16 protein-coding genes are annotated in these 21,006 nt (G+C 61.8%); 15 read left to right on the top strand and 1 reads right to left on the bottom strand.

Translation table 11 applies throughout. The features are described 5' to 3' along the window. The first annotated feature begins 8 nt into the window (after positions 1 to 8). The 11 genes from ACTQW0_RS01215 to ACTQW0_RS01165 all read left to right on the top strand — a co-directional run bounded on the left by ACTQW0_RS01215 (position 9) and on the right by ACTQW0_RS01165 (position 13,577). Positions 9 to 1,196, top strand: a complete 1,188-nt coding sequence (locus ACTQW0_RS01215) for an ABC transporter permease (protein WP_441566540.1) — start codon at positions 9 to 11, stop codon at positions 1,194 to 1,196. After that, on the top strand, positions 1,183 to 2,388 hold the full coding sequence (locus tag ACTQW0_RS01210) for an ABC transporter permease (RefSeq protein WP_441566539.1): 1,206 nt from the start codon (positions 1,183 to 1,185) through the stop codon (positions 2,386 to 2,388). Before ACTQW0_RS01215 ends, ACTQW0_RS01210 begins: the two co-directional genes overlap by 14 nt. A 360-nt stretch (positions 2,389 to 2,748) precedes the next feature. Next, positions 2,749 to 3,954 carry a DUF362 domain-containing protein gene (locus ACTQW0_RS01205; RefSeq protein WP_441566537.1) on the top strand — a complete coding sequence of 402 codons (1,206 nt, stop codon included), beginning with the start codon at positions 2,749 to 2,751 and terminating at the stop codon, positions 3,952 to 3,954. Positions 3,955 to 4,339: 385 nt separating this feature from the next. Continuing rightward, a complete protein-coding gene (gene trhA, locus ACTQW0_RS01200; RefSeq protein WP_441566535.1) occupies positions 4,340 to 5,023 on the top strand; it encodes a PAQR family membrane homeostasis protein TrhA in 684 nt (227 codons plus the stop codon). 114 nt (positions 5,024 to 5,137) lie between these two features. Next, positions 5,138 to 6,511, top strand: coding sequence for a hemolysin family protein (locus tag ACTQW0_RS01195; protein WP_154516597.1), 1,374 nt, complete (start codon positions 5,138 to 5,140; stop codon positions 6,509 to 6,511). Between the two features lie 24 nt (positions 6,512 to 6,535). Next, complete coding sequence (locus tag ACTQW0_RS01190; protein ID WP_441041523.1) at positions 6,536 to 7,363, top strand: cyanophycin synthetase family protein; 828 nt, start codon at positions 6,536 to 6,538, stop codon at positions 7,361 to 7,363. A 136-nt stretch (positions 7,364 to 7,499) separates the two neighbouring features. Next, positions 7,500 to 7,889, top strand: a complete 390-nt coding sequence (locus tag ACTQW0_RS01185; protein WP_154516595.1) for a YtxH domain-containing protein — start codon at positions 7,500 to 7,502, stop codon at positions 7,887 to 7,889. Beyond that, positions 7,889 to 8,644: a PRC-barrel domain containing protein gene (locus ACTQW0_RS01180; protein ID WP_441566534.1), complete on the top strand. Its 756-nt coding sequence runs from the start codon at positions 7,889 to 7,891 to the stop codon at positions 8,642 to 8,644. Before ACTQW0_RS01185 ends, ACTQW0_RS01180 begins: the two co-directional genes overlap by 1 nt. A 72-nt stretch (positions 8,645 to 8,716) precedes the next feature. Beyond that, positions 8,717 to 10,123, top strand: coding sequence for a polysaccharide deacetylase family protein (locus tag ACTQW0_RS01175; RefSeq protein ID WP_441566532.1), 1,407 nt, complete (start codon positions 8,717 to 8,719; stop codon positions 10,121 to 10,123). A gap of 320 nt (positions 10,124 to 10,443) precedes the next feature. Beyond that, positions 10,444 to 12,288 (top strand): magnesium transporter, encoded by a 1,845-nt coding sequence (locus ACTQW0_RS01170; protein WP_441566530.1) that lies wholly within the window; start codon positions 10,444 to 10,446, stop codon positions 12,286 to 12,288. A 92-nt stretch (positions 12,289 to 12,380) separates the two neighbouring features. Further along, positions 12,381 to 13,577: an Nramp family divalent metal transporter gene (locus ACTQW0_RS01165; RefSeq protein WP_427747655.1), complete on the top strand. Its 1,197-nt coding sequence runs from the start codon at positions 12,381 to 12,383 to the stop codon at positions 13,575 to 13,577. A gap of 189 nt (positions 13,578 to 13,766) precedes the next feature. Here the strand turns inward: ACTQW0_RS01165 and ACTQW0_RS01160 are convergent, their stop codons facing one another. Beyond that, complete coding sequence (locus ACTQW0_RS01160; RefSeq protein ID WP_441566528.1) at positions 13,767 to 15,959, bottom strand: acyltransferase family protein; 2,193 nt, start codon at positions 15,957 to 15,959, stop codon at positions 13,767 to 13,769. 186 nt (positions 15,960 to 16,145) lie between these two features. Here ACTQW0_RS01160 and ACTQW0_RS01155 point away from each other — a divergent pair, with 186 nt between their 5' ends. The 4 genes from ACTQW0_RS01155 (at position 16,146) to ACTQW0_RS01140 (ending at position 21,006) form a co-directional block, all read left to right on the top strand. Then, positions 16,146 to 17,141 (top strand): ribokinase, encoded by a 996-nt coding sequence (locus ACTQW0_RS01155; RefSeq protein WP_441566526.1) that lies wholly within the window; start codon positions 16,146 to 16,148, stop codon positions 17,139 to 17,141. A gap of 4 nt (positions 17,142 to 17,145) precedes the next feature. Next, positions 17,146 to 18,120: a nucleoside hydrolase gene (locus tag ACTQW0_RS01150; protein WP_441566524.1), complete on the top strand. Its 975-nt coding sequence runs from the start codon at positions 17,146 to 17,148 to the stop codon at positions 18,118 to 18,120. A 219-nt stretch (positions 18,121 to 18,339) separates the two neighbouring features. Next, the gene (locus ACTQW0_RS01145; RefSeq protein ID WP_427793677.1) at positions 18,340 to 19,350 is read left to right on the top strand and encodes a LacI family DNA-binding transcriptional regulator; all 1,011 of its coding nucleotides are present in this window, start codon (positions 18,340 to 18,342) and stop codon (positions 19,348 to 19,350) included. A 255-nt stretch (positions 19,351 to 19,605) separates the two neighbouring features. Beyond that, positions 19,606 to 21,006: an L-fucose/L-arabinose isomerase family protein gene (locus ACTQW0_RS01140; RefSeq protein WP_441566522.1), complete on the top strand. Its 1,401-nt coding sequence runs from the start codon at positions 19,606 to 19,608 to the stop codon at positions 21,004 to 21,006.

Here is a 21,006-nt window from a genome sequence, read left to right as displayed (position 1 = left end):
GGGCGGCCATGTTCAACACCATTATCATTACGGTCAAGACGCTGCTGCGTCGGCCGAGCACGTGGGTTTGGGGCGCGATCTTTCCCGTCGCGCTTTCCACGATGTTCATGTTTATGTTTGCGAATCTGAGCTCCGACGGCACGGTCGATCCGGTGCCGGTGGCCGTCGTGGCGGATGAGGCCTGGGGCGCCTCGACCTTTAAGGACGTGGCGACGTCGCTTGCCAAGGAAGGCGACGACCAACTGCTCGAGATCCACGAGTGCGACGACGCAGCCGATGCGAGCCGTGCGCTTAAAGCCGGCGAGGTCGCGGGCATCTATACGGTCGATGCCGCGGGCACGCCCAAACTCACGTTGCTTTCGAGCTATGACAGCTCGCGTGCGACGTCGGTGCTCACCGACCGCAGCATCCTGGAGACGGTGGCAAGCTCGTATACGCAAAATGCCGAGCTCATGCGCCAGATTGCCCAGGACAACCCGGCGGCGCTCGCCGACCCGGAGGCGGTTGCGCGCGCCCTGTCGCTCGAGGGCGGAATCCGCCGTGTGAGCCTGACGCGTGCCACGCCCGATGGCACGGTCATCTACTACTACGCGCTCTTTGGCCTGGTTGCGATGATGTCTGCCGAGTTTGCCGCCTTGAGCGTCGTCGACCTGCAGCCCAATCTGTCGGGCCTTGGTGCGCGTCGCTGCGTGGGTGGCCTTTCCAAGACGGCGTCGCTGGCCGGTATCTTTGTGGGCGCGTGGTTGGTCTCCTTTGCCTCGATGACGATCGCGATCGGCTACGTGCGCCTGGTCGTGGGGGTCGACTTTGGCGGGCGCGAGGGGCTGTGTCTGGTGGGTGGTGCCGCGTCCGCGCTTGCCGCGACGGGTCTGGGCCTTTTTGTGGGCACGCTTCCCGTTAAGGGCGGCAAGGCGTCCAAATCGGGCATCCTCACGGGCTTCGCCACCACGTGCGCCCTGTTCGCCGGCCTCTACGGCGAGCCGGCGATGGCGCTTGCCGACGACGTCGCCCGCGCCTGCCCGGCCGAGAGTTGGCTCAATCCCGTCAAGCTTATCTGCGACATGTTCAACCGCTTGTATTTCTTTGAGGACCTGGGCCCCTTTGCTGTTCGCGCCGGCGCGCTGGTCCTTATGGCGTTGCTGTTCGTTGCCGTCGCCACGCTGATCTTTGGAAGGAGCCGCTATGAGCACCTTTAAGACCGCGCTTCGCATGGCGCTGGCGCACCCGTTCTACCTGCTCATCTATACGGTGTTCATCTCGCTCATGGGCGTATTCATCGCGGCATCGGTGAGCTGGAACTCGTCGCAGCTCACCGAGTACAAGCCCTACGATGCCAACGTGATCGTGGTCGACCGCGACAACAGCGACCTTTCGCGTGCGCTTACCAAGCACCTGGGCTCGCGCTTTGATCTGGTCACGGGTATCGGCGAGGACACCTACGACCTTGCGGACGCGCTCTCCAAGAGCAACAGCGCCAAGGGCAGCGCCGACTGCGTGTTCTTTATCCCGGAGGGGTTTGAGGACGACCTCGTTGCAGCCGCCCGAGCGGGGGAGTCCCTGCCCAAGCTCGATGTGACCTACGGTGCCGGCACCATGGCGGCGGCGCTTTCGTCTGCCGAGGCCTCGCGCTGGATCTCGCTCGCGGGCGCTGCGGCCGCACTTGATCCTGCTGCCTCCGACGGTGACGTCGCCAAGGCCGCCGAGCATGCCGCCGCCAAGCGCGCGGAGGTCGAGATCGAGCAGGTCAAGGTCGACTCGACAGCCGCCGCCACGCTTGAGTCGTACTTCAACTTTGGCACGTACGCGATTATCTCGTCGGTCATCGTATCGGTGGGGCTGGTGTTCTCGGGCATGAACGAACCCGAGCGCGTGCGCCGCATGGAGGCCAGTCCGGTCTCCGAGCGTCAGCGCTCGCTTGCCGTGTTTGCGGCCGCCGCCGTGCTCGCCGTCTGCATCTGGTTTGTGTCGAGCATGATGGGCGTCGTGGGCTTTGCCGGCGCGGTCGCCGAGGTCGGCGCGAGTCGTGTGTGCCTAGCGCTGGCGGCAACGTTTGCCCTGGCGTGCACGCCGCTGGCCGTTGGCTTTGCGTTGTCGGGCTTGGGCGCGCGCGAGGAGCTGCTCAACGGTGTGGGTAACCTGCTCGGCATGCTCATGACGTTTTTGGGCGGCGCCTGGATGCCGCTGTCGCTGATGGGCCCGGCCGTGCAGACGGTGGCGCACTTTGTACCGACGTTTTGGGTGAACGACGCAATCGGCAAGGCGCTCTCGTCGGACCTGACGTCCACCGTGCTGGGCGACATCGTCTGCGATCTGGGCGTCACGGTGCTCTTTGCCATGGCCATCGCCGCCGTAGGCCTAGCCCTCACTCACGCCAAATCCCACGCCTAGCCACCTAGTCATTGGGTGCTCATTGGGGACAGACTTAAACGACCAAGGGTGGTCATTGGGGACAGACTTAAACGACTAGTCATCGGGGACAGTCTTTGCCGATTCGCCGGCTCGCCGGCAGGGTTGGCAAGGGCTGTCCCCAGCTGCCGGCAGGAAAGGAACGTCCCTAGCCGCCAGGTGGCGAGGCACTCATTTAAGTCCGTCCCCAATGAGTGGTTTCAGTCATTTAAGTCTGTCCCCAATGAGTAGTCACTCATTTAAGTCTGTCCCCAATGACTAGGCGCCGTACTTGACTTTGACCCCGCTTTAACGGGTACCATCCTCTATGTCTGTAACGCCATATAGACCGAGGGGATATATATGACCGCAACTTCACCCACAGCACCCGCTAAGGTGTACTTCACCAACTTGCGTACGCATGCTCGCGAGAGCCAGCTCGACAAGCTCAAGCGCCTCATCCGTCACGCCGGTATCGAGCAGATCGACTTTGAGAACAAGTTCGTCGCTATCAAGATTCACTTTGGCGAGCTGGGCAACCTGAGCTTTTTGCGCCCCAACTACGCCCGCGCCGTCGCGGATGTCGTGAAGGAACTGGGCGGCAAGCCCTTCCTCACCGACTGCAACACGCTCTATGTCGGTAGCCGCAAAAACGCGCTCGAGCACATCGATACCGCCTATCAGAACGGCTTTACCCCGTATGCCACGGGCTGCCAGGTCATCATCGCCGACGGCCTCAAGGGCACCGACGAGGCGCTCGTCCCGGTCGAGGGCGGAGAGTACGTGCGCGAGGCCAAGATCGGCCAGGCGCTCATGGATGCCGATATCGTGATTAGCCTCACCCACTTTAAGGGCCATGAGCAGGCCGGTTTTGGCGGTGCCATGAAGAACCTGGGCATGGGAGGCGGCAGCCGTGCCGGCAAGATGGAGCAGCATGCCGCCGGCAAGCCGAACGTCGCGACCGAGCACTGCATTGGCTGCCGTGCCTGTGAAAAGATCTGCGCGCACAACGCTATCTCGTTCGATGACACCCGCGAGCGCGAGCTTGCCAGCGGCGCTACTCGCACGGTGCACGTGGCCGCCATCGACCACGATCGCTGCGTGGGCTGCGGACGCTGCATCGGCGTGTGCAACCAGGACGCCATCAAGCCCGTCTATGACGCCGCGGCCGACGTGCTCAACTGCAAGATCGCCGAGTACACCAAGGCCGTCGTCGACGGCCGCCCGAGCTTCCACATCTCGCTTGCCATGGATATCAGCCCCAACTGTGATTGCCATCCCGAAAACGATACGCCTATCGTCAACGATATCGGCATGTTCGCGAGCTTCGACCCGGTCGCCATCGACCAGGCCTGTGCCGATGCCGTCATGGCGTCCGAGCCGCTGCCCAACACCGAGCTCACCGATAGCGCGGCCAAGATGGAGCATAACCACGAGCATCTGGAGGGCGAGCAGGCGCGTGACCCCTTCTGCATCACGCATCCCGACACCGACTGGCGCGCGTGCATCGCGCACGCCGAGAAGATCGGCCTGGGCACGAGCAAATACGAGCTCGTCGAGGTCAAATAGCGCCTAGCTATTGGACAATACAAGCGTCTTTGTGGCGTAATTCGGGCAAAAGCCGCCCGCGAGCACAGCGCTCGCGGGCGGCTTTCCGGAAGTATGCGGCAAATTTCGAGACCGCCGAGCACACGACATTTTTTGGCAACAAAACCCCTGATAAATTGTTGGTAAAACTGCGGTCTGGTCGGCAGTTCCAGATTTTGCCGCATAATTCCGAAGGCGGGAGCCAAAACGGTCCTCCAGCGCTGTAATCAACCATGATTGTTCGCCGTTGATGCGTCAACAAGCAAAGAATGGGTAAACAAGGGGTCACGTATGGTGCAAATTTCGCACGTACCCAGACGCTTTGATATAGTGTTGAGAACTCTTTACGTTGGAGGATGTAACCGGCATGTCCGATTCGAGCGACAGTTCTAAGCCGCGACCCAAGACCGCGGCCGTTCCACACTACACGGTGGGTGAGGAGATCATGAACTCCGTCACCCATGGTGTCGGTTGCCTGCTGGGCATCGCGGGCCTGGTGCTCCTGATCGTATTTGCCGCTCTTCGCGGCGGAGGCCCGGCTCACATGGCCGCGGCGATTGTCTATGGCGTCAGCATTATCCTCGAATACCTAGCCTCTACGCTCTACCACGCGATTCAGCCCGCACGCGCCAAGCGCGTGTTTCGCATCATCGACCACAGCTGCATCTACCTGCTCATAGCCGGCAGCTATACGCCGTTTTGCCTCATCACGCTCGCAAACGATGGCGGCCCTATGCTGTTCTTTGCCGTATGGGCCATCGCCATTATCGGCATCGCCCTCGAGTGCTTTATGCGCGAGCGTCAACCGCACTGGGTAAGCGGCCTGGTCTACCTGCTGATGGGCTGGCTCGTCGTCTTTAAGCTGCCCGAGCTCGTGTCGCTGCTCAACCCCGTGGCACTTGCCCTGCTCGCTGTCGGCGGCATGTGCTACACCGTGGGCGTGCCGTTCTACATCGCTAAAAACGTGCGCTACCTGCACAGTGTGTTTCACTTGTGGGTGCTCGCCGGCAGTATCTTCCAGTTCATGGCGGTGATCCTCTTCGTAATCTAGCGATCACGTCTGTGCCTGCGGACCCATCCAAGCGGCCGCCGGACGCAACTGCCCTATCCGTTATCTACGCTTACTACCTAACGTCCCGAATCTTGGAGGTTCGAGAAACTCCCGATGGACATAACCATCTCCCTTATCACCACCCTCGTTTTGACCCTCATCAACGGCTACTTCTCTATGTCCGAGATGGCGCTCACCACGGCAAAGCGCGCCGTGCTGGAGCACGAGGCCGAGGAAGGCGACAAACGCGCCGAGCGCGCCGTTAAGCTGGCTGCCGACTCCGACCAGCTGCTCGCCACCATCCAGGTCGCCATCACGCTCGTGGGCTTTGCCTCGTCCGCCGTCGCCTCGACGAGCTTGTCCGACCCGCTCGCCACGTGGCTCATGAGCTTTGGCATCGCGCCGCTCTCTGCCATCGCGCGCGGACTGGCGCCGGTCATCATCACCGTTGCGGTCGCCTTCGTGTCCATCGTGATTGGCGAGCTTGTGCCCAAGCGCATTGGTCTGGCCAATGCCGAAGGCGTGTCCAAGCAGGTGGTGGGGCCGCTGTCGTTTTTCCAAAAGATCGCCCGTCCGCTCGTGTGGCTGACTGGCGCTTGCTCCGATGGCCTGGCCCGCATCCTGCGCATCAAGAGCGCCGATGATCGCCAAAACGTCTCGGAGGAAGAGATTAAGTACATGGTCTCGGAGCAGGACGACCTGCTCGACGAGGAAAAGCGTATGATCCACGAGATCTTCGACCTGGGCGATACCGTTGCCCGCGAGGTCATGGTGCCGCGCGTGGACACCACCATGTGCGAGGACGACGAGACGGTCGCCGACGTGCTGTCCACTATGCGCCAGACCGGCTTTAGCCGCATCCCCGTCTATCACGAAGATCCCGACAACGTGGCGGGCATCGCGCACATCAAGGACCTGATTCAGCCCTCGCTCGACGGTGAGGGCGACCAGCCCATCGCCGGTTATTTGCGCGACGCCACCTTTGTGCCCGACACCAAGGACATCCTGCCGCTGCTGTCCGAGATGCAGACTTCGCACGACCAGATCGTGGTGGTCGTGGACGAGTACGGCGGCACGGCTGGCATCATTACCATCGAGGACATCGTCGAGGAGATCGTGGGCGAGATCGAGGATGAGTTCGACCCCGACAACAAGTACCTCACGCGTCTTTCGCGCCGTGAGTGGCTCGTCGATGGGCGTTTTTCGTGCGATGATGCGATTGAGCTTGGTTGGCCGCTCGAGGAAAGCGATGATTATGAGACCATCGCCGGCTGGATTTTGGAACTTTGCGACTCGGTGCCCGACATCGGAGAGGTGTTTGAGGTTGCAGGGTACAAGTTCAAGGTGCAGTCGATGCGTGGCCAGCGCATCTCGCTTATTCGCGTGATCGCTCCGGCCGAAACCGATAAGAAGGATTCCGAGTCCTCGGCAGATAAGCCGGCGACGCCGGGCGCGGGCTCTGCGGGTCCGCACGACGGCGACGAGTAGGGCAAGGAAGAGTAGGGGAGAGTTATGGCAGGCCTGTTCAACATCCTTAAGGTCACCGTCAGCGAGGACAAGATCTGCGCGCATGTGCTGGTGAACCCCGGCATGCCGCTCATGACCTCGGAGGACATCGAGGCCACGGCGCGCGTGTACTACCTGGTGCCCGCGATTGCCAAGCACCTGTGCCTAGGCGATTCCGGTCGTGAATTCCAGGACTGCATGGGCCAGACCGAGCTTTGCCATCTGCTTGAGCACGTGACAGTGGAGCTCATGAACGAGACCGGTCTCGCCGGCAGCATTTCGTGCGGCCGTACCCGCGTAAGCGAGCACGATGAGCGTGTCTTTGAGGTTGAGCTTTCATGCCCCGATGACGCGCTGGCCATCGGCGCGCTGTCTTCGGCGACCTTTATGATGGACTGGGCTTATCTGCACGCCGACCAGCCTGCCCCTGACGTGGAGGGCACGGTCGCGGGCCTGCGCAACCTGGTGCTGGGTATGCGCGCCGAGGCCGAGGGCAAGGATCCGCACGAGGCCATCGCCGCCGCAAACGCCGAGGACGGGGCCGAAGGCGAGGCTCCTGCCGATTCCGAACCCGGCGTCGAGGCAGCTGCTGAGGAAGCTGTTGAGTCCGAGCCCGTGGAGCCCCAGGGTGTCCCGAGCTTTGACGATGAGCTGCAGGAGGCAATCGATACCGAGGGCGCGACCGCCGAGAGCCACGAGGCCCCCGCTGCCGTCTACGGTGGCGCGGCGACGGTTCCGGCAGGTCCCGCACAGGAAGGTGCGCTTCCGCTCGTTGATGGCGCCGGCGAGGACCCGGCGGCCACGGTGGCCATGCCTGCCATGCCGCAGGAGTAGGCTCACTCGCTTATCACCATCATGTACCTGCGCTTTTACCGTACGCAGATGAGCGCGACGGCAGGTGTTGCGCTGCGGGTATAATGGACAGCATTCAAACGGTGGGCATTGAGGTGCCCGCAGGAGAGGAATGATCATGGGAAAGACTTTCAGCTTTGTCTCCGGTGCGCTCTTTGGCGCTGCCGCCGGCGCTATCATCGGCGTTGCTCTGGCCCCGCGCTCGGGTGCCGAGACCCGTGCCATGGCCGCCGATATCGCCAACGATGCCTGGGACAACATGCGCGACACCTACGAGCACGGTGCCGAGGAGGCTCGTGCCGCGGTCAACGACTTTGGTCCGATGGTCGACGCCAAGACCGATGACCTGCGCGCCAAGGTCGACCTGGCTCGCGAGCGCATGGACCAGCTTCGCGAGCAGCTCAACGACGCCATCTCGGGCGGCAACGTGACGCCCGCTGCCGACGTCGTGGTCGAGAACGTCACTGAGGCCGACACCGAGGCCACGGAGCCCTCGACCGAGGCATAATGCGCGCAGGGGATTTTGTCGGCGTCAAGGTTTATCGTAAGCCTGCCGAAGACAAGCGCACCAAAAAGGACGGCACGCCGCGCAGCCCCAAAAAGCTCGGCAAGATTCACTTTCCGGTCTTTACCCCGGGCGGTACGCGCGTGGTGGGCTTTATGGTTCGCCAGTCCGATATCGCGGGCATGATCGAGCGCCCCGATCGATTTGTGGCGCTCGATGCCATCGGCGTCTATGAGGGTGCTGTCGCGGTCGACGACGTCAAGGGCACCTACGATGCCGCCGCGGCCAAGCGCCTCGATATCAACCTGGACGATTGCATCATCTGGGTTGGCATGGACGTGCGCACGGAATCGGGCGACGTCGTGGGCTACTGCTCGGACGTTGAGTTCAAGCCGCGTTCGGGTATCGTGCAGACGTTCTACGTGACCTCCGGCACTGCCTCGAGTGTGCTGGTGGGCGACACACAGATGCCGCCGACGATGCTGCGCGGCTACGAGAACGGCGCGATGATTGTCTCGGACGAGGTCAAGTCGCTCGGGTATTCGGGTGGCGCGGCCGCCAAGGCTGCCGAGGCCAGTGTCGTGGTGGGCGATAAGGTCAAGAAGGGCGCCAAGGTGCTCGATGACAAGGGATCGGCCGCTGTGGACAAGGGCAGTCGCGCACTGGGCAAGCAGCTCGGCAAGACGCGCGGTATGTTCAAGGCCTTTAAGGACGAATATCAAAAGGCGAGCGGGGGCTCGTCAAAAGCTAGCAAATAGCGACGTACCAAATGATGGGAGGCGAGCCGGAGACATGTTGCTCCGGCTCGCTGTGTTTATGGGGGAGGGCACATGCGCCAAAACGGATCTAACTTAAACGGGCGCTCGGGTGCGCGTCCGACGGCGCGACGCGACCTGGGGCAGCTGCCCAGCGGTCAGCGTCGACGTCGCCGTAAACCCGGCGCGATGTACCTCAACCATAGCCGTGGGTTTAGCGATCGCAGCGCGCGCATCGGCAACGGGCGCTCACCGCGCCGACCGTCCCGCCTGCCCTATGCGCTCATCGCTGTCGGCTGTGCGCTCGTGCTGTTTATCGCTGCCGTCGTGGGCTATGTCAATCGCAGCGTGGACATTGTGCTCAATGGGGAGCAGGCTTCGGTGCGCGTGGGCTCCACGTTGCAGAACCTTATCGATGACCAAGGCCTGACCGACACCTACGATGCCGGCGACTTGTTGGCTGTCGACGATAGCGTGCTTACCCGCCGTGGCGGCGAAAAGCTGTCGGTGAAGGTGGACGGCAAACGGGTGAAGCAGGGCAAGTGGAATAGCCGCGAGCTAACGGGCGGCGAGAAAGTGACGGTCAAAGACGGCCGCGACACGTACGAGAAGCACGAGGTCCAGGTCACGACCATTGAGCCCAAGTTGAAGGTCGAGGGCACGGGCGCTATCGAATACGTTAAAACCTGGGGCGTTCGGGGCCGCTCCGAGGTATGGGTCGGCGAGCAGTCGGGCAAGACGCAGGACCGCGGCGAGGTCGTGCCCGCCACCGACTGTGTAGTCGAGTGCGCGAGCGTAGCGCCCAAGGGCAACGAAAAGTACGTGGCCCTGACATTTGACGAGGGTCCGAGCGGCGCGACCAAGCAGGTCTTGCAGGTGCTCAAGGAAAAGGGCGTCACGGCGACGTTCTTCCTTTTGGGCGATGCTGCGGAAGCCTCGCCCGCTACTGCCAAAGCGATTGTCGATGCCGGATGCGAGATCGGCTCCAACAGCTACAGCGATGATTCGCTCAAGGGCAAGGATCGCGAGGCGGTGCGCAAGCAGATCACGAAGGGCACCGAGGCGATTAAGTCGGCGACCGGCGTCGAGACGATGTTGCTGCGTGCTCCCTACGCCGCGTTTGACGAGCAAAACTGGATCGATGCGATGGATCTGGTGTCTGCCGTGGTCTCGTGGAATATCGATTCGGGCGACTGGCTGCTCAACGGCGCCGACGAACAGGTTTCGACAGTGCTCGAATCGGTGACTCCGGGCAACATTGTTTTGTTCACCGATAGCGACGAGTGCTCCGAACAGACGCTCGAAGCGCTGCCGCAGATCATCGATGGCCTTGTCGCCAAGGGCTACAAGATCGTGACGCTGAGCGATTTGGTTAAGACGGATACGTCGCTGAGCAAAAAACTCACCTCGCTAACGAAGACTTCCATGCCCAAGAACGCCGTGTTTCCCCAGCTCGCCGAAGATAACGACACCACAGACTAGTCACGGGGGACGTTTTTAAACGACTATGTCACGGATGCGTCAGCGTTTGGTATGCCTGCGATGTTTGGAGCATAAATTTGGCGTCACGGCGCGATGCTGATGCTATAGTTACTGCGGATAACAAGGGTCAAGAGAAAGGTTGCAGGTGAAATCCAAACCTCGACCATACAGTCGATGACCCCTTGCAGGTGCTTCTTGCGCATGCACGGGGTGTGAGCGCCGAGCGGTGTGCCGCCCGCGCATGCGTATACATATCTAAAAGTCCACGGATGGCGTGCCGGCATGGCCACGGTCCGAAGGAATAATGATGGGGAGCACCAGTGAATTATCTGAGTGAGATGCTCAAGCTGCCGGTCTTGGACGTCGATGGCGAAAAGCTCGGCGTTGTGAACGATTTTGGCATTGCTACCGGCGAAGTTTTTCCGCACGTGACGTCGCTCGCGTTCCGCGGTCCCGGCAAGACGCCGTTTATGATCAGCTGGCGAAAATGGGTCGACCGTATCGACGAGACGGGCGTATACCTTAATACGTCGGCCACCGAAATCCGTTTTTCGTACCTGCAGCCGACCGAACTCCTGCTCGCGCGCGACGTGCTCAATAAACAAATCGTCGACACGCAGGGCATGAAGGTCGTGCGCGTAAACGACATCAAGTTTTCCATGTCGGGCGAAAATCAGCTGCGCCTGCTGGGTGCCGAAGTCGGTGCCCGCGGTCTGCTGCGCGCAATCAGCCCCGCTCTTGAACATGTCGTCGAGGGCTTTATGAAGCACCTGGGCAAACCACTCGGCGAGGACATCATCGCCTGGTCCTACATGGACCTGCTCGATCGCTCGACTAAGAACATCCAGCTGTCGGTGTCGCATAAGACGCTCGGCGAGCTGCATCCTGCCGACATTGCCGACATTATCGAGCAGCTCGATCCTCGCCTGCGCGCGCAGGTGTTCGCGCAGCTCGACACCGCCCAGGCCGCCGAGGCCATCTCGGAGTTCGATGACGACGAGCTCATGACCGAGATGCTCGAGGGCCTGTCCGACACGGATGCGTCGTCGATGCTGGCCATGATGGACCCGGACGACGCCGCCGACCTGATCGACGAGCTCGATTACGAGAAGGCCGAGAAGCTCCTGCGCCTGATGGGCGTTCAGGAGGAGAAGGCGATTCGTAACCTGCTGGGCTATGAGGAAAACACTGCCGGCCGCATTATGACCTCGGAGTTTGTCTCCCTGCCTGCCACGGCGACGGTCGGTGACGCCATCGAGGCGATCCGCAAGCTCGACGAGGATTTCGAAAGCGTCTACTACGTCTATACCGAGGATCCGAGCGGTATGCTGACCGGCGTGCTCTCGCTGCGCACGTTGATCGTGGCCGACCGCGACGCCACGCTGGGCCAGCTGGCCTACCGCGACCTGGTTTATGTGTCGCCCGACGAGGACCAGGAAGACGTAACGGACGAGATGACCAAGTACGACCTGGTCGCCATCCCCGTTTGCGATGAGAACCGCCACATCTTGGGCATTGTGACCTTCGACGACGCCATGGACGTTATCGCCGAGGAGCACCAGGAGGACCTGCAGATCGCAGGCGTCGGCTCGGGCGATAGCGCGTCCGACGACTCGACGAATGTGCTCAGCTGGTTTGTGCATCGCCAGTACTGGGTTGTCGTGTGGGGCATTTCCTCGTGCATCATGGCGGCAGTGCTGGGGACGGCGCTGGGCTCCGCGCATCTGGTGGTGTTCCCCATGTGCGCCATGCCGCTCGTGCTGCTGGCTGCCTCGCGTATGGTGTCGTTCGTCAAGAACTACTTCCTGGAGTACGACGGCCATGACGATGAACCCAAGCCGTATCTGGGATTCTTCTTCCAGAGCACGGGCATGGGCCTGATCCTGTCGCTCGTGACCTACCTGTGCGCTCAGCTGGTGCGCACCACGGCGTTCCCCGACGCGCCCATGCTTGAGGAGCAGCTCTTTACCGGCTGCTTTAACATCGCGGCCATCGTCTGTCTGATTGGCAACATGAGCGCTGTGATTTACCTGATGGTGCTGTTCTGGCGCGACGAGCACGACCTCAATACGTCGGGTACCGCCATGAACGTCATTGCCGTCATGATCTCGTGCGTGGTGTACTGTGCCGCTGCGGTGCTGCACACCATGTCGGTCATGGGTTAGGTGGTCGCGTGCAAAATAGCAAGCAAAAGCAGGGCACCAAGCAAAAGCAGGGCACCAAGCAAAAGCTGACCATCGCGGCCATCTTTGGTGCCATGGGCCCTGGCCTTCTGGCGGCGCTTTCGGGCAATGACGCCGGCGGCATCGCCACGTATTCCAGCGCCGGTGCCAGCTATGGTTACAAGATGCTCTGGATGCTTCCCGTCATGACCGTGCTGCTCATCGTGACGCAGGAGACCGCGGCGCGTTGCGGCTGCGTGACGGGCAAGGGCCTGGCCTCGCTCATTCGCGAGCGCTTTGGCGTGCGCAAGAGCGTGCTGGCTATGGCGGCGCTGCTGATTGCCAACACAGCCGTGACCATTTCGGAGTTTGCGGGTATCGCGAGCGGCCTTGCCCTCTTTGGCGTGCCGGCGAGCATCTCGGTGCCGCTTGTGGCGCTGATGGTTTGGATGCTTACCATGTCGGGTAGCTTCCAGCGCATCGAGAAGATTCTGTTGCTGGTGAGCTGTGTGTTTGTGACCTACATTGTCGCTGCAATTATGGCTGGTCCCAGTTGGGGCGAGGTGGCGGTCGATCTGGTTGTACCCAACATTCAAAATGACCCCAGCTACGTGTCGCTTGTGGTCGCGACGATCGGTACCACCATCGCGCCCTGGATGATTTTCCTTGCACAGAACAACGTGGTCGATAAGAATGCGGGCGAGGACGATATCGTGTTGCAGCGCATCGATACCGTGAGCGGCTCGATTGCCGCCGATGTCATTGCCGGTTTTATTATCATCACGACCGGTACGGTATTGTTCCCCGCGGGCATTCAGATTAGCGACGCTGCAGACGCTGCCCGCGCGCTGGAGCCCATTGCGGGCCAGTGGTCCACGGTGCTGTTTGCCTCGGGCCTGGTCGCGGCGAGCTTCTTGGCCGCCTGTGTGCTGCCGGGCGTTACGTCCAGCGCTATCTGCGAGGCGTTTGGCTGGGAACGCGGTGCCGATCGCAGCTGGGACGAGGCCCCGGTCTATCGCGGCATCATTACGGCAATCATTGGCATTTCTGCCGTGCTGGTGCTCATGCCCGGCGTCGACCTGTTCCAGATTATGATGACCTCGCAGGTCATCAACGGCGTGTTGCTGCCCGTGGTTCTGGTGTTCCAGGTGGTTATTGCCGCCGATCGACACATTATGGGCGCCAACCGCAACGGCCGTGTGTGGAATGTGCTCACTTGGGCGACTATCGGCGTTATTACGGTGCTGACGGTCGTCATGTTTGTTCTGCAAGCGATGGGCTACAGCGCGTAGCACCTCTCTTGGACTCTAAGCAGGCCGCCGCCATGGGCTGCGGCCTGTTTTTGTCTGCTATAGGGTGCTAGTTATATACCGATGTGCAGCTATAAAGCCGCCTCTGGGGTGAATTAACAGCCCAGAGGCGGCTTTGTAAGTCGCGGAAGTGGTCCCAAGTGCCGGATTGTAAGCAGATTTGGCTGTGCGTTACTTGTCGGTGCCTAGCTTGTGCGGTTTGTAGGCGAGGGCGTTGACGAGTGCCTCGGCAGCGGATTTGACAGCCGCCGGCTGCGGATCGTTAACGTGGTCCTCGGGGTGCACGGGTAGGTCCTTCTTGACGGCATCGTGGATGAGCTTAAGGTACTCGGTCACGCCGGTAGTCGACAGGTGCGTGCCGTCGCCATCGAACAGGTCGTTGCGATTTGTGCTGTATCCGTACCAGTCGATAACACGCACGTTTTTATAGCGCTTGGCGGCGTTGGCAATGGCTTGGTTAGTGGACCCCACCCATGGCTGCGGGCTGCGCGTGTTCACAAATACCACGATACGTTTGCTGCCGGCGTCGGCCATGATCGCATCAATCTGATCATCGGTTACCAGGCCGTTGGTGCCTAGCGCAAAGACCACAATCCTGCCTGCAAGATTTTGCTGGATATAGCCCTCAAATGTTTCGCGGCCGACGTCGAACTGGCGGCCCTTTTCGGCATCGATGTGGCTGTGCGGGAACACGCCGTCAAAGGCATCGACGGCGCGCAGGGACACGGAGTCGCCAATCATTAGCAGGTCGTAGGCTCCGTCGGGGAAGCCGTCGTCATCTTTGTCGGTGTCATCGGCCGCCTGCTGATCCTGAGGCTTTGCATTTTTGGCTTCATTGTTTAGGATTTCGGCGCCCTCGCCGCTCAGCGCGGATGTGTCGGGCACAAAGACCAGGCCGCCCAGCGCCACAACAATCACGACGGCGCAAACGGCGCAGGTGGGGACATGTGCGCGCACCCAGCCGGCGGGCGTGGTGGTGCCGTCGCGGAGCTCGGAAACAGTGCGCCCAAAAGCGCCCTTCCTAAACGGCGTTTCGATAAAGCGATAGGAGCACTCGGCCACGGCGACCACCAACAACACCTGCAAAATGTATTGCCACCAGGGCGTATCGTTGATGTTGGCGACCGGGTTCATAAGCAGCAGCAGCGGATAGTGCCACAGGTAGATGCTGTAGGAGCGCTTGCCGATCCATACGAGCGGCTCGGTGGCCAAGGCCCGTGCGACCATGCCCTGGGGCTGCACGCAGGCCGCGATGACCATGAGCGTGAGGATGGAGCATAACAGCGTGCCGCCGCGATACTGGAACGCGGTGTAGCCGTTGGTGAGCGCGACCATGGCGGCGAGTCCGACCAGACCCACGACGCCCATCAAATCGATGGATGCGGGGGAGGACCAAAAGCGTGCGAGCTCACTTGGCTTTGTCGTGGCGGCCTCGGCGGTGTTGCTCTTTGACTTGTCGTGCTTGCCGGCGCCGGCCAGTCGGTCGAGTCCCAGATGGCGGACAAGGCGCGCAGGCGCCAGGTCGCGGTCGGGGATAAAGGCCATCCAGGCGCCCAGCAGCAACGAGAACACGCGGGTGTCGGTGCCGTAGTACACGCGGCTGGGGTCGGTGGCGGGGTTATAGAGCACCATCATGGCGACGGCGGAGACGGCGGCGAGGCCCAGGACCACGCGGCGCGTGTTGGGCTTGCTCATGTGCACCGACACCATGGCGAGCAGCAGCGGCGGCCAAATAAGATAGAACTGTTCCTCGATGGCAAGCGACCAAAAGTGCGTGAGCGGCGAGGGGTCGCCCAGGGCGTTAAAGTACGAAACGTCCTGCATAATCTGCCACCAGTTATTAAAGAACAGCAGCGACGGCAGGATGTCGGGGCGCATCTTGGTGAGCATCACATGGTTAAAGACAGTGCACAGTGCGCAGGTCACCACCACGACGGTTACCACGGCGGGGAACAGGCGACGGATGCGGCGGATCCAGAAGCTCTTGAGATCGATACGACCGGTCTTTGCTATTTCGTTGATGAGCAGGCGCGTGATCAAGTATCCCGAGAGCACAAAGAAGATCGTGACACCGAGCAGGCCGCCCTGTGCCCACGTGAGGTTGAGGTGATAGAGCACCACCGCGACAACGGCGAGCGTGCGAAGGCCGTCGAGGGCGGGGATGTAGCGAGATTTGGGACGCGTGGGCGCCTGTTCTTTTGCGGCGCTGTCGGTGCGGGCGCCCTTGTTGGCGGGCGAGCGATGGGAGCCTGCAGCGCGGCGCGGCTCGGTGGTTTGGCGGTTAGTGCGCGAACGTTCGTGCGGCGCTTGTTGATCGCTCGCATGGCGTGAGCTGCGCGAGCTCGATCGCGGGAATTGTTCCATAAAACATCATCCAATGACGAGAATAATCAGCACGCTTTCATTGTAGCCGCCTACTCCTGTGAATGCTTGCTGCTGGCGTAAGCTCAAGCGCGCGTCCACATCAAAGTGAACTAAAGTTATAGAGGTGCGAGAGCGCACGATTGACGGCCGATGGCGGGTGCAGAGCCCGCGGACGAGGAGGTTTCCATGGCAGATTGCGGCATCGTTGCGGTGTTCGGCAGCATGAACATGGACCTTTCGGTGGCGTGCGAGCGCATGCCGCGTGCGGGCGAGACCGTCGGCGGCAGCGGGTTTATCACCAACGCCGGCGGCAAAGGCGCCAACCAGGCCGTAGCAGCTGCGCGCATGGGCGCGCGCACGCGCATGATCGGCGCGGTCGGCCGCGACGCGTTTGGCTCGTCGCTCGTGGCGGGGCTCCAAGATGCTGGCGTGGACTGTGACTTTGTGGCGCGCCGCGACGACGTGGAGACGGGAACGGCGACCATCATTCGCTGTGAGGGCGATAACCGCATCGTGCTGTCGCCGGGCGCCAACCATGCACTTGCGGGCGAGGACGTTGCCCGCGCGCTGAGGCGTCTGGTGGCCGATGAGCTCGATAGTAACGCCAGCGAGATTGCCCCGGCTGCCGGAGGCGTCTTTATCGCCCAGGGCGAATGTGACCTTGCAGCGACGGCCGAGGCGTTTGTTTGCGCTCGCGAGCTGGGGTTCTATACGGTCTTTAATCCAGCGCCTGCCTGCGATTTGCCTGCGGAGGTCTGGCCTGCAGTCGACTTGGTCTGTCCCAACGAGACTGAGTGCCAGGTACTGACGGGCATCTTGCCTGCAGACGATGCGAGCTGCGTCGCGGCGCTCAATGCCTTGCTCGCCAAGGGTGCCGGCGCCGCGGTCATCACGCTGGGCGGCGCCGGCTCGGTTACGCTCGGCGACGACGGCGAGCTGCTGCGCATGCCGGCGCTTTCGAGCACGGTGGTCGATACGACGGCTGCGGGCGATACGTTTATCGGTGCGCTTGCCGCGGCTCGTCTGGAGGGCCTGCCGCTCTTTGAGTGCATGGCCGCGGGTGCACGCGCCTCGGCGGTGACGGTGTCGCGCTTGGGCGCGCAGCAGTCGATTCCCACGCGCGCCGAAGTTGAGCGCGTGTTTGGTTTAGACGATTTAGTACAAGACGGAGAAGCGGAGTAGAACAATGGCAATCAAGAAGCTGATCCTTGATCTGGATATGGGTGTGGACGATGCGATGGCGCTTGCCTATGCCATCGCGAGCCCCGAGGTTGAGCTCGTGGGCATTACCACGTGTTTTGGCAACGTGCGCGTCGACCAGTCGGCGCGCAACTGCCTGGCGGTGCTCGACTTGTTGGGCCGTCCCGAGGTGCCGGTGTACCTGGGTGCCGACCGTCCTCTGCAGGCGACTGAGCCCTATACGCCGCCGGCGTCCACCGTACTCATCCACGGCAAGAACGGCATCGGCGGCGCGAGCGTGCCCGCGTCGCCCTACGAGCCGGTGGGGGCGACGTCGGCCGATGGCAACGCTGCAGTCGATTATCTAATCGATGCCGCGCGCACTTATGGTCCCGATCTGGTCTACGTAGCGACCGGCCCGCTCTCCAACCTGGCGCTTGCCCTGGAGCGCGATGCGACGGCGGTGATGTCTATTGGCCGCGTGGTGGTGATGGGCGGCGCCCTGACCGTGCCCGGCAACGTGAGCGCGGGTGCCGAGGCCAACATGGCAAGCGATCCCGAAGCGGCCGATGCCGTGCTGCGCTCGGGCCGCAAGCTCACTATGGTGGGCCTGGATGTGACGCATCGCGTGGTGCTTACGCGTCGCGACATTGCCGGATGGACGGGCTCGGGCACCATGGCCGGCTGTGCGTTTGCGAGCATGGTCGAGCACTACATTGGCTCGTACGAGATGAACGCACCCTACCTGGGTGGTTGTGCGCTGCACGATCCGCTGGCCGTCGCCGTGGCGATCGACCCCACGCTCGTGGGTGCGCTCGGCTGCAATCTGCGTGTTGATCTGCTGGGCGAGTATCGCGGCCGCACCATTTGCGACGAGCATCGCCTGTCCGATCCGGACAAGAGCGCGCTTGTGGCGCTGACCGTGGATGCCCCGCGCTTCCTGTCCGAGTTCAAGACGCGCATGGCCCGTGTTCTTGGCTAGATGATTTCCGTGCCCCGCCCCATGTAGTCAATTTGGGACGGGGCTTTTTTAGCTACCGAGTAAATGTGCCCGTTGGGGGAATAGTCGTGCCACTTCGCTTGACAACAGGCTAAACTAGCTCATAAACATTTACTATTCTGTTTAGATTGAATTTGCGGTCGTTTAGTTGTCGAGTCATCAAGTTGCGATGCTCCGCCACGGCCGTTGCTAGGGGGAACAATGGCCAAAGCAAGTGTTCGCGAGATCAGCCGCATCACCGGTTTTTCGCCTGCGACCGTGTCCAACGCGCTCAACCGCAAGCGCAGCGTGAGTGAAGAGACCGCCAAGGTCATCCTGGAGTGCGCGCAATCGCTTGGCTATCAGCAGTCGACGCAGCTCGAGAGCATTCAGTTTGTGCTCGCGCGCAAGACGGGCGCCATTCTGGACGAGAGCACCTTCCATCCCGCGGTCATCGAGGGCGTGGAGCGCCAGGCGCGTCGTCACGGCATGAGCACGAGCTTTGTCTCGCTCGACTTTAGCGACTTGGACGCCGTGCGTCCGCAGGTCGAGGGCCTGATCGCCGATCCGTCCGCCGCTATCGTGCTGATGGGCACCGAGCTGGGCGAGGAAGACTACGCCCTGTTTGCCAACGCTGCCGCCCACCTGATCGTGCTCGATGGCTGGAGCGATCGTCAGTACTTCGATGCCGTGGTCATTGCCAACACCGACTCGGTGCTGCGCGCCGTGGATCACCTCATCGAGAAAGGTCACAGGCAGATCGGCTATCTGGCAGGCGACCTTCGCATCCGCAACTTTAAGGATCGCGAGCGCGGCTATCGCCAAGCGCTTGAGGACGCAGACCTTGAGGCCAACCCGACATGGCGCGTCACGCTGGGCACCACGCTCGAGGGCGCCTATCGCGACATGGGCGCATGGCTCGACAGTGTCTCGCGCGACGACCTGCCGACGGCTTTCTTTGCCGAAAACGACGTGCTCGCCGTAGGCGCCATGCGCGCGCTCAACGAGCACGGTATTCGCGTGCCCGAGGATGTCTCGATTATCGGCTTTGACGACCTATCTCTGGGTGCCTTCTCCAACCCGCCGCTCACCACGGTGCACGTTCCCAAGCACGAGGTGGGCGAGATCGCGGTGCGCCGCCTGGTGGGCAACATCCGCAATCCCAAGAGCTATACCTGCAAGACAGCCGTATCGACCTATTTTGTCGAGCGTCAGAGCGTGCGTGAGATCTAGGCAAAGGCAACGCCGGGCCGCAGGGCGGCAAAGCTCGCTAAGGCAGCAAAATAACGTCATCCAAAAGGGGCCCTTCGGGGCCCTCTTTTTGTTGCCCTTGTATGTTCAGTTTGTTTACATACCGTTTAGGCTGATTTCTCTACCGCCTACGGGTATTTCGCGTTAAACTTCTAAACACTGGAGTAAAAATTTAGTAAACAGAACAAAACGAAACATGCGTCTGTTTACTGAACATGTGATTAGGGGAGGACGTACATGGATAAGATCAAGCTCGGTTTTGTGCCCACGCGCCGCAGTATCTTTAGCGCGCCGGACGCAATTAAGTATCGCGGCCTGACGGCTGATCGCCTGCGCGAGATCGGCGTCGACATCGTGGATATCGACGACATCAATGACGAGGGCCTGCTGTTCGACGACAGCCACATTGAGCCTATCGTCAAGAAGTTCCGCGCCGAGGGCGTCGATGGCATTATGCTGTGCCACGCCAACTTTGGCACCGAGTACGTTTGCGCTCGCCTTGCCCGCGAGCTCGGCCTACCCGTGCTGCTGTGGGGCCCGCGCGACGAGCGCCCCGAGCCCGACGGCACCCGCCTGCGCGATAGCCAGTGCGGCCTGTTCGCCACCGGCAAGGTCCTGCGCCGCTTCCAGGTTCCCTTCACCTACATGACCAACTGCCGCCTGACCGATCCCGAGTTCGAGCGCGGCGTTTGGGACTTCTTGGCCGTGTGCAACGTGGTCAAGACCTTTAAGCACACCCGCATCCTGCAGATGGCCACCCGTCCATTCGACTTCTGGTCGACCATGTGCAACGAGGGCGAGCTGCTCGAGAAGTTCAACATCCAGCTTTCGCCCATTCCCATGACCGAACTTGTCCAGGCCGTGCGCGACGCCCAGGCCGACGAGCAGGCCATGGCTACCATGCTTGCCCACATCAATGACAGCTTTGAGATCTGCATCCCCGAGGATAAGGTTCCCGCGGTCGCCGGTCTTGCCATCGCCATGAAGCGCCTGGTCGAGAAGTACGGTTGCAACGCCGGCGCCATTCAGTGCTGGAACGCCCTCCAGGACGAGCTGGGCATTATGCCCTGCGCCGCCAACGCCATCCTCAACGAGATGGGCATTCCTATCGTATGCGAGACCGATATCCACGGTGCCATTACCGCGCTGATGGTCGAGGCCGCCGACCTGGGCCGTCACCGCAGCATGTTCGCCGACTGGACCGTGCGTCATCCCGATAACGAGAACGGCGAGCTGCTGCAGCACTGCGGCCCCTGGCCCTGCAGCTGCGCGGCCGTCAAGCCCAAGCTCACCTACCCGCTGGCTTTCGATCATCCCGGTGCGCTGACGGCCGAGGCCAAGCACGGCGACCTCACCCTTGCCCGCTTTGACGGCGACAACGGCGAGTACTCGCTGCTGCTGGGCAACGCCCGCGGCATCGACGGCCCGGCCGGCATGGGCACCTACCTATGGGTCGAGGTCGACAACCTCAAGCGCCTCGAGGCCAAGATCGTCGAGGGTCCCTACATCCACCACTGCGTCGCTATTCATGCCAACGTGGTGCCGGTGCTCTACGAGGCGTGCAAGTACCTCGGCATTGCCCCCGACCTGTACGACCCCATCGAAGAAGACGTTAAAGCCTACCTGCGAGGAGAGTAG

The sequence above is a fragment of the Collinsella sp. LCP19S3_B7 genome (genome assembly GCF_052121795.1).
In the GTDB taxonomy this organism is placed as follows: domain Bacteria; phylum Actinomycetota; class Coriobacteriia; order Coriobacteriales; family Coriobacteriaceae; genus Collinsella.
This window is presented reverse-complemented; position numbering and strand designations above follow the sequence as displayed.

Bases quoted from the DNA above. Each gene is read 5' to 3' on its own strand.
- ACTQW0_RS01215 (WP_441566540.1), top strand. From the start codon at position 9: ATGTTCAACACCATTATCATTACGGTCAAGACGCTGCTGCGTCGGCCG.
- ACTQW0_RS01210 (WP_441566539.1), top strand. From the start codon at position 1,183: ATGAGCACCTTTAAGACCGCGCTTCGCATGGCGCTGGCGCACCCGTTC.
- ACTQW0_RS01205 (WP_441566537.1), top strand. From the start codon at position 2,749: ATGACCGCAACTTCACCCACAGCACCCGCTAAGGTGTACTTCACCAAC.
- trhA (WP_441566535.1), top strand. From the start codon at position 4,340: ATGTCCGATTCGAGCGACAGTTCTAAGCCGCGACCCAAGACCGCGGCC.
- ACTQW0_RS01195 (WP_154516597.1), top strand. From the start codon at position 5,138: ATGGACATAACCATCTCCCTTATCACCACCCTCGTTTTGACCCTCATC.
- ACTQW0_RS01190 (WP_441041523.1), top strand. From the start codon at position 6,536: ATGGCAGGCCTGTTCAACATCCTTAAGGTCACCGTCAGCGAGGACAAG.
- ACTQW0_RS01185 (WP_154516595.1), top strand. From the start codon at position 7,500: ATGGGAAAGACTTTCAGCTTTGTCTCCGGTGCGCTCTTTGGCGCTGCC.
- ACTQW0_RS01180 (WP_441566534.1), top strand. From the start codon at position 7,889: ATGCGCGCAGGGGATTTTGTCGGCGTCAAGGTTTATCGTAAGCCTGCC.
- ACTQW0_RS01175 (WP_441566532.1), top strand. From the start codon at position 8,717: ATGCGCCAAAACGGATCTAACTTAAACGGGCGCTCGGGTGCGCGTCCG.
- ACTQW0_RS01165 (WP_427747655.1), top strand. From the start codon at position 12,381: ATGGGCCCTGGCCTTCTGGCGGCGCTTTCGGGCAATGACGCCGGCGGC.
- ACTQW0_RS01160 (WP_441566528.1), bottom strand. From the start codon at position 15,959: ATGGAACAATTCCCGCGATCGAGCTCGCGCAGCTCACGCCATGCGAGC.
- ACTQW0_RS01155 (WP_441566526.1), top strand. From the start codon at position 16,146: ATGGCAGATTGCGGCATCGTTGCGGTGTTCGGCAGCATGAACATGGAC.
- ACTQW0_RS01150 (WP_441566524.1), top strand. From the start codon at position 17,146: ATGGCAATCAAGAAGCTGATCCTTGATCTGGATATGGGTGTGGACGAT.
- ACTQW0_RS01145 (WP_427793677.1), top strand. From the start codon at position 18,340: ATGGCCAAAGCAAGTGTTCGCGAGATCAGCCGCATCACCGGTTTTTCG.
- ACTQW0_RS01140 (WP_441566522.1), top strand. From the start codon at position 19,606: ATGGATAAGATCAAGCTCGGTTTTGTGCCCACGCGCCGCAGTATCTTT.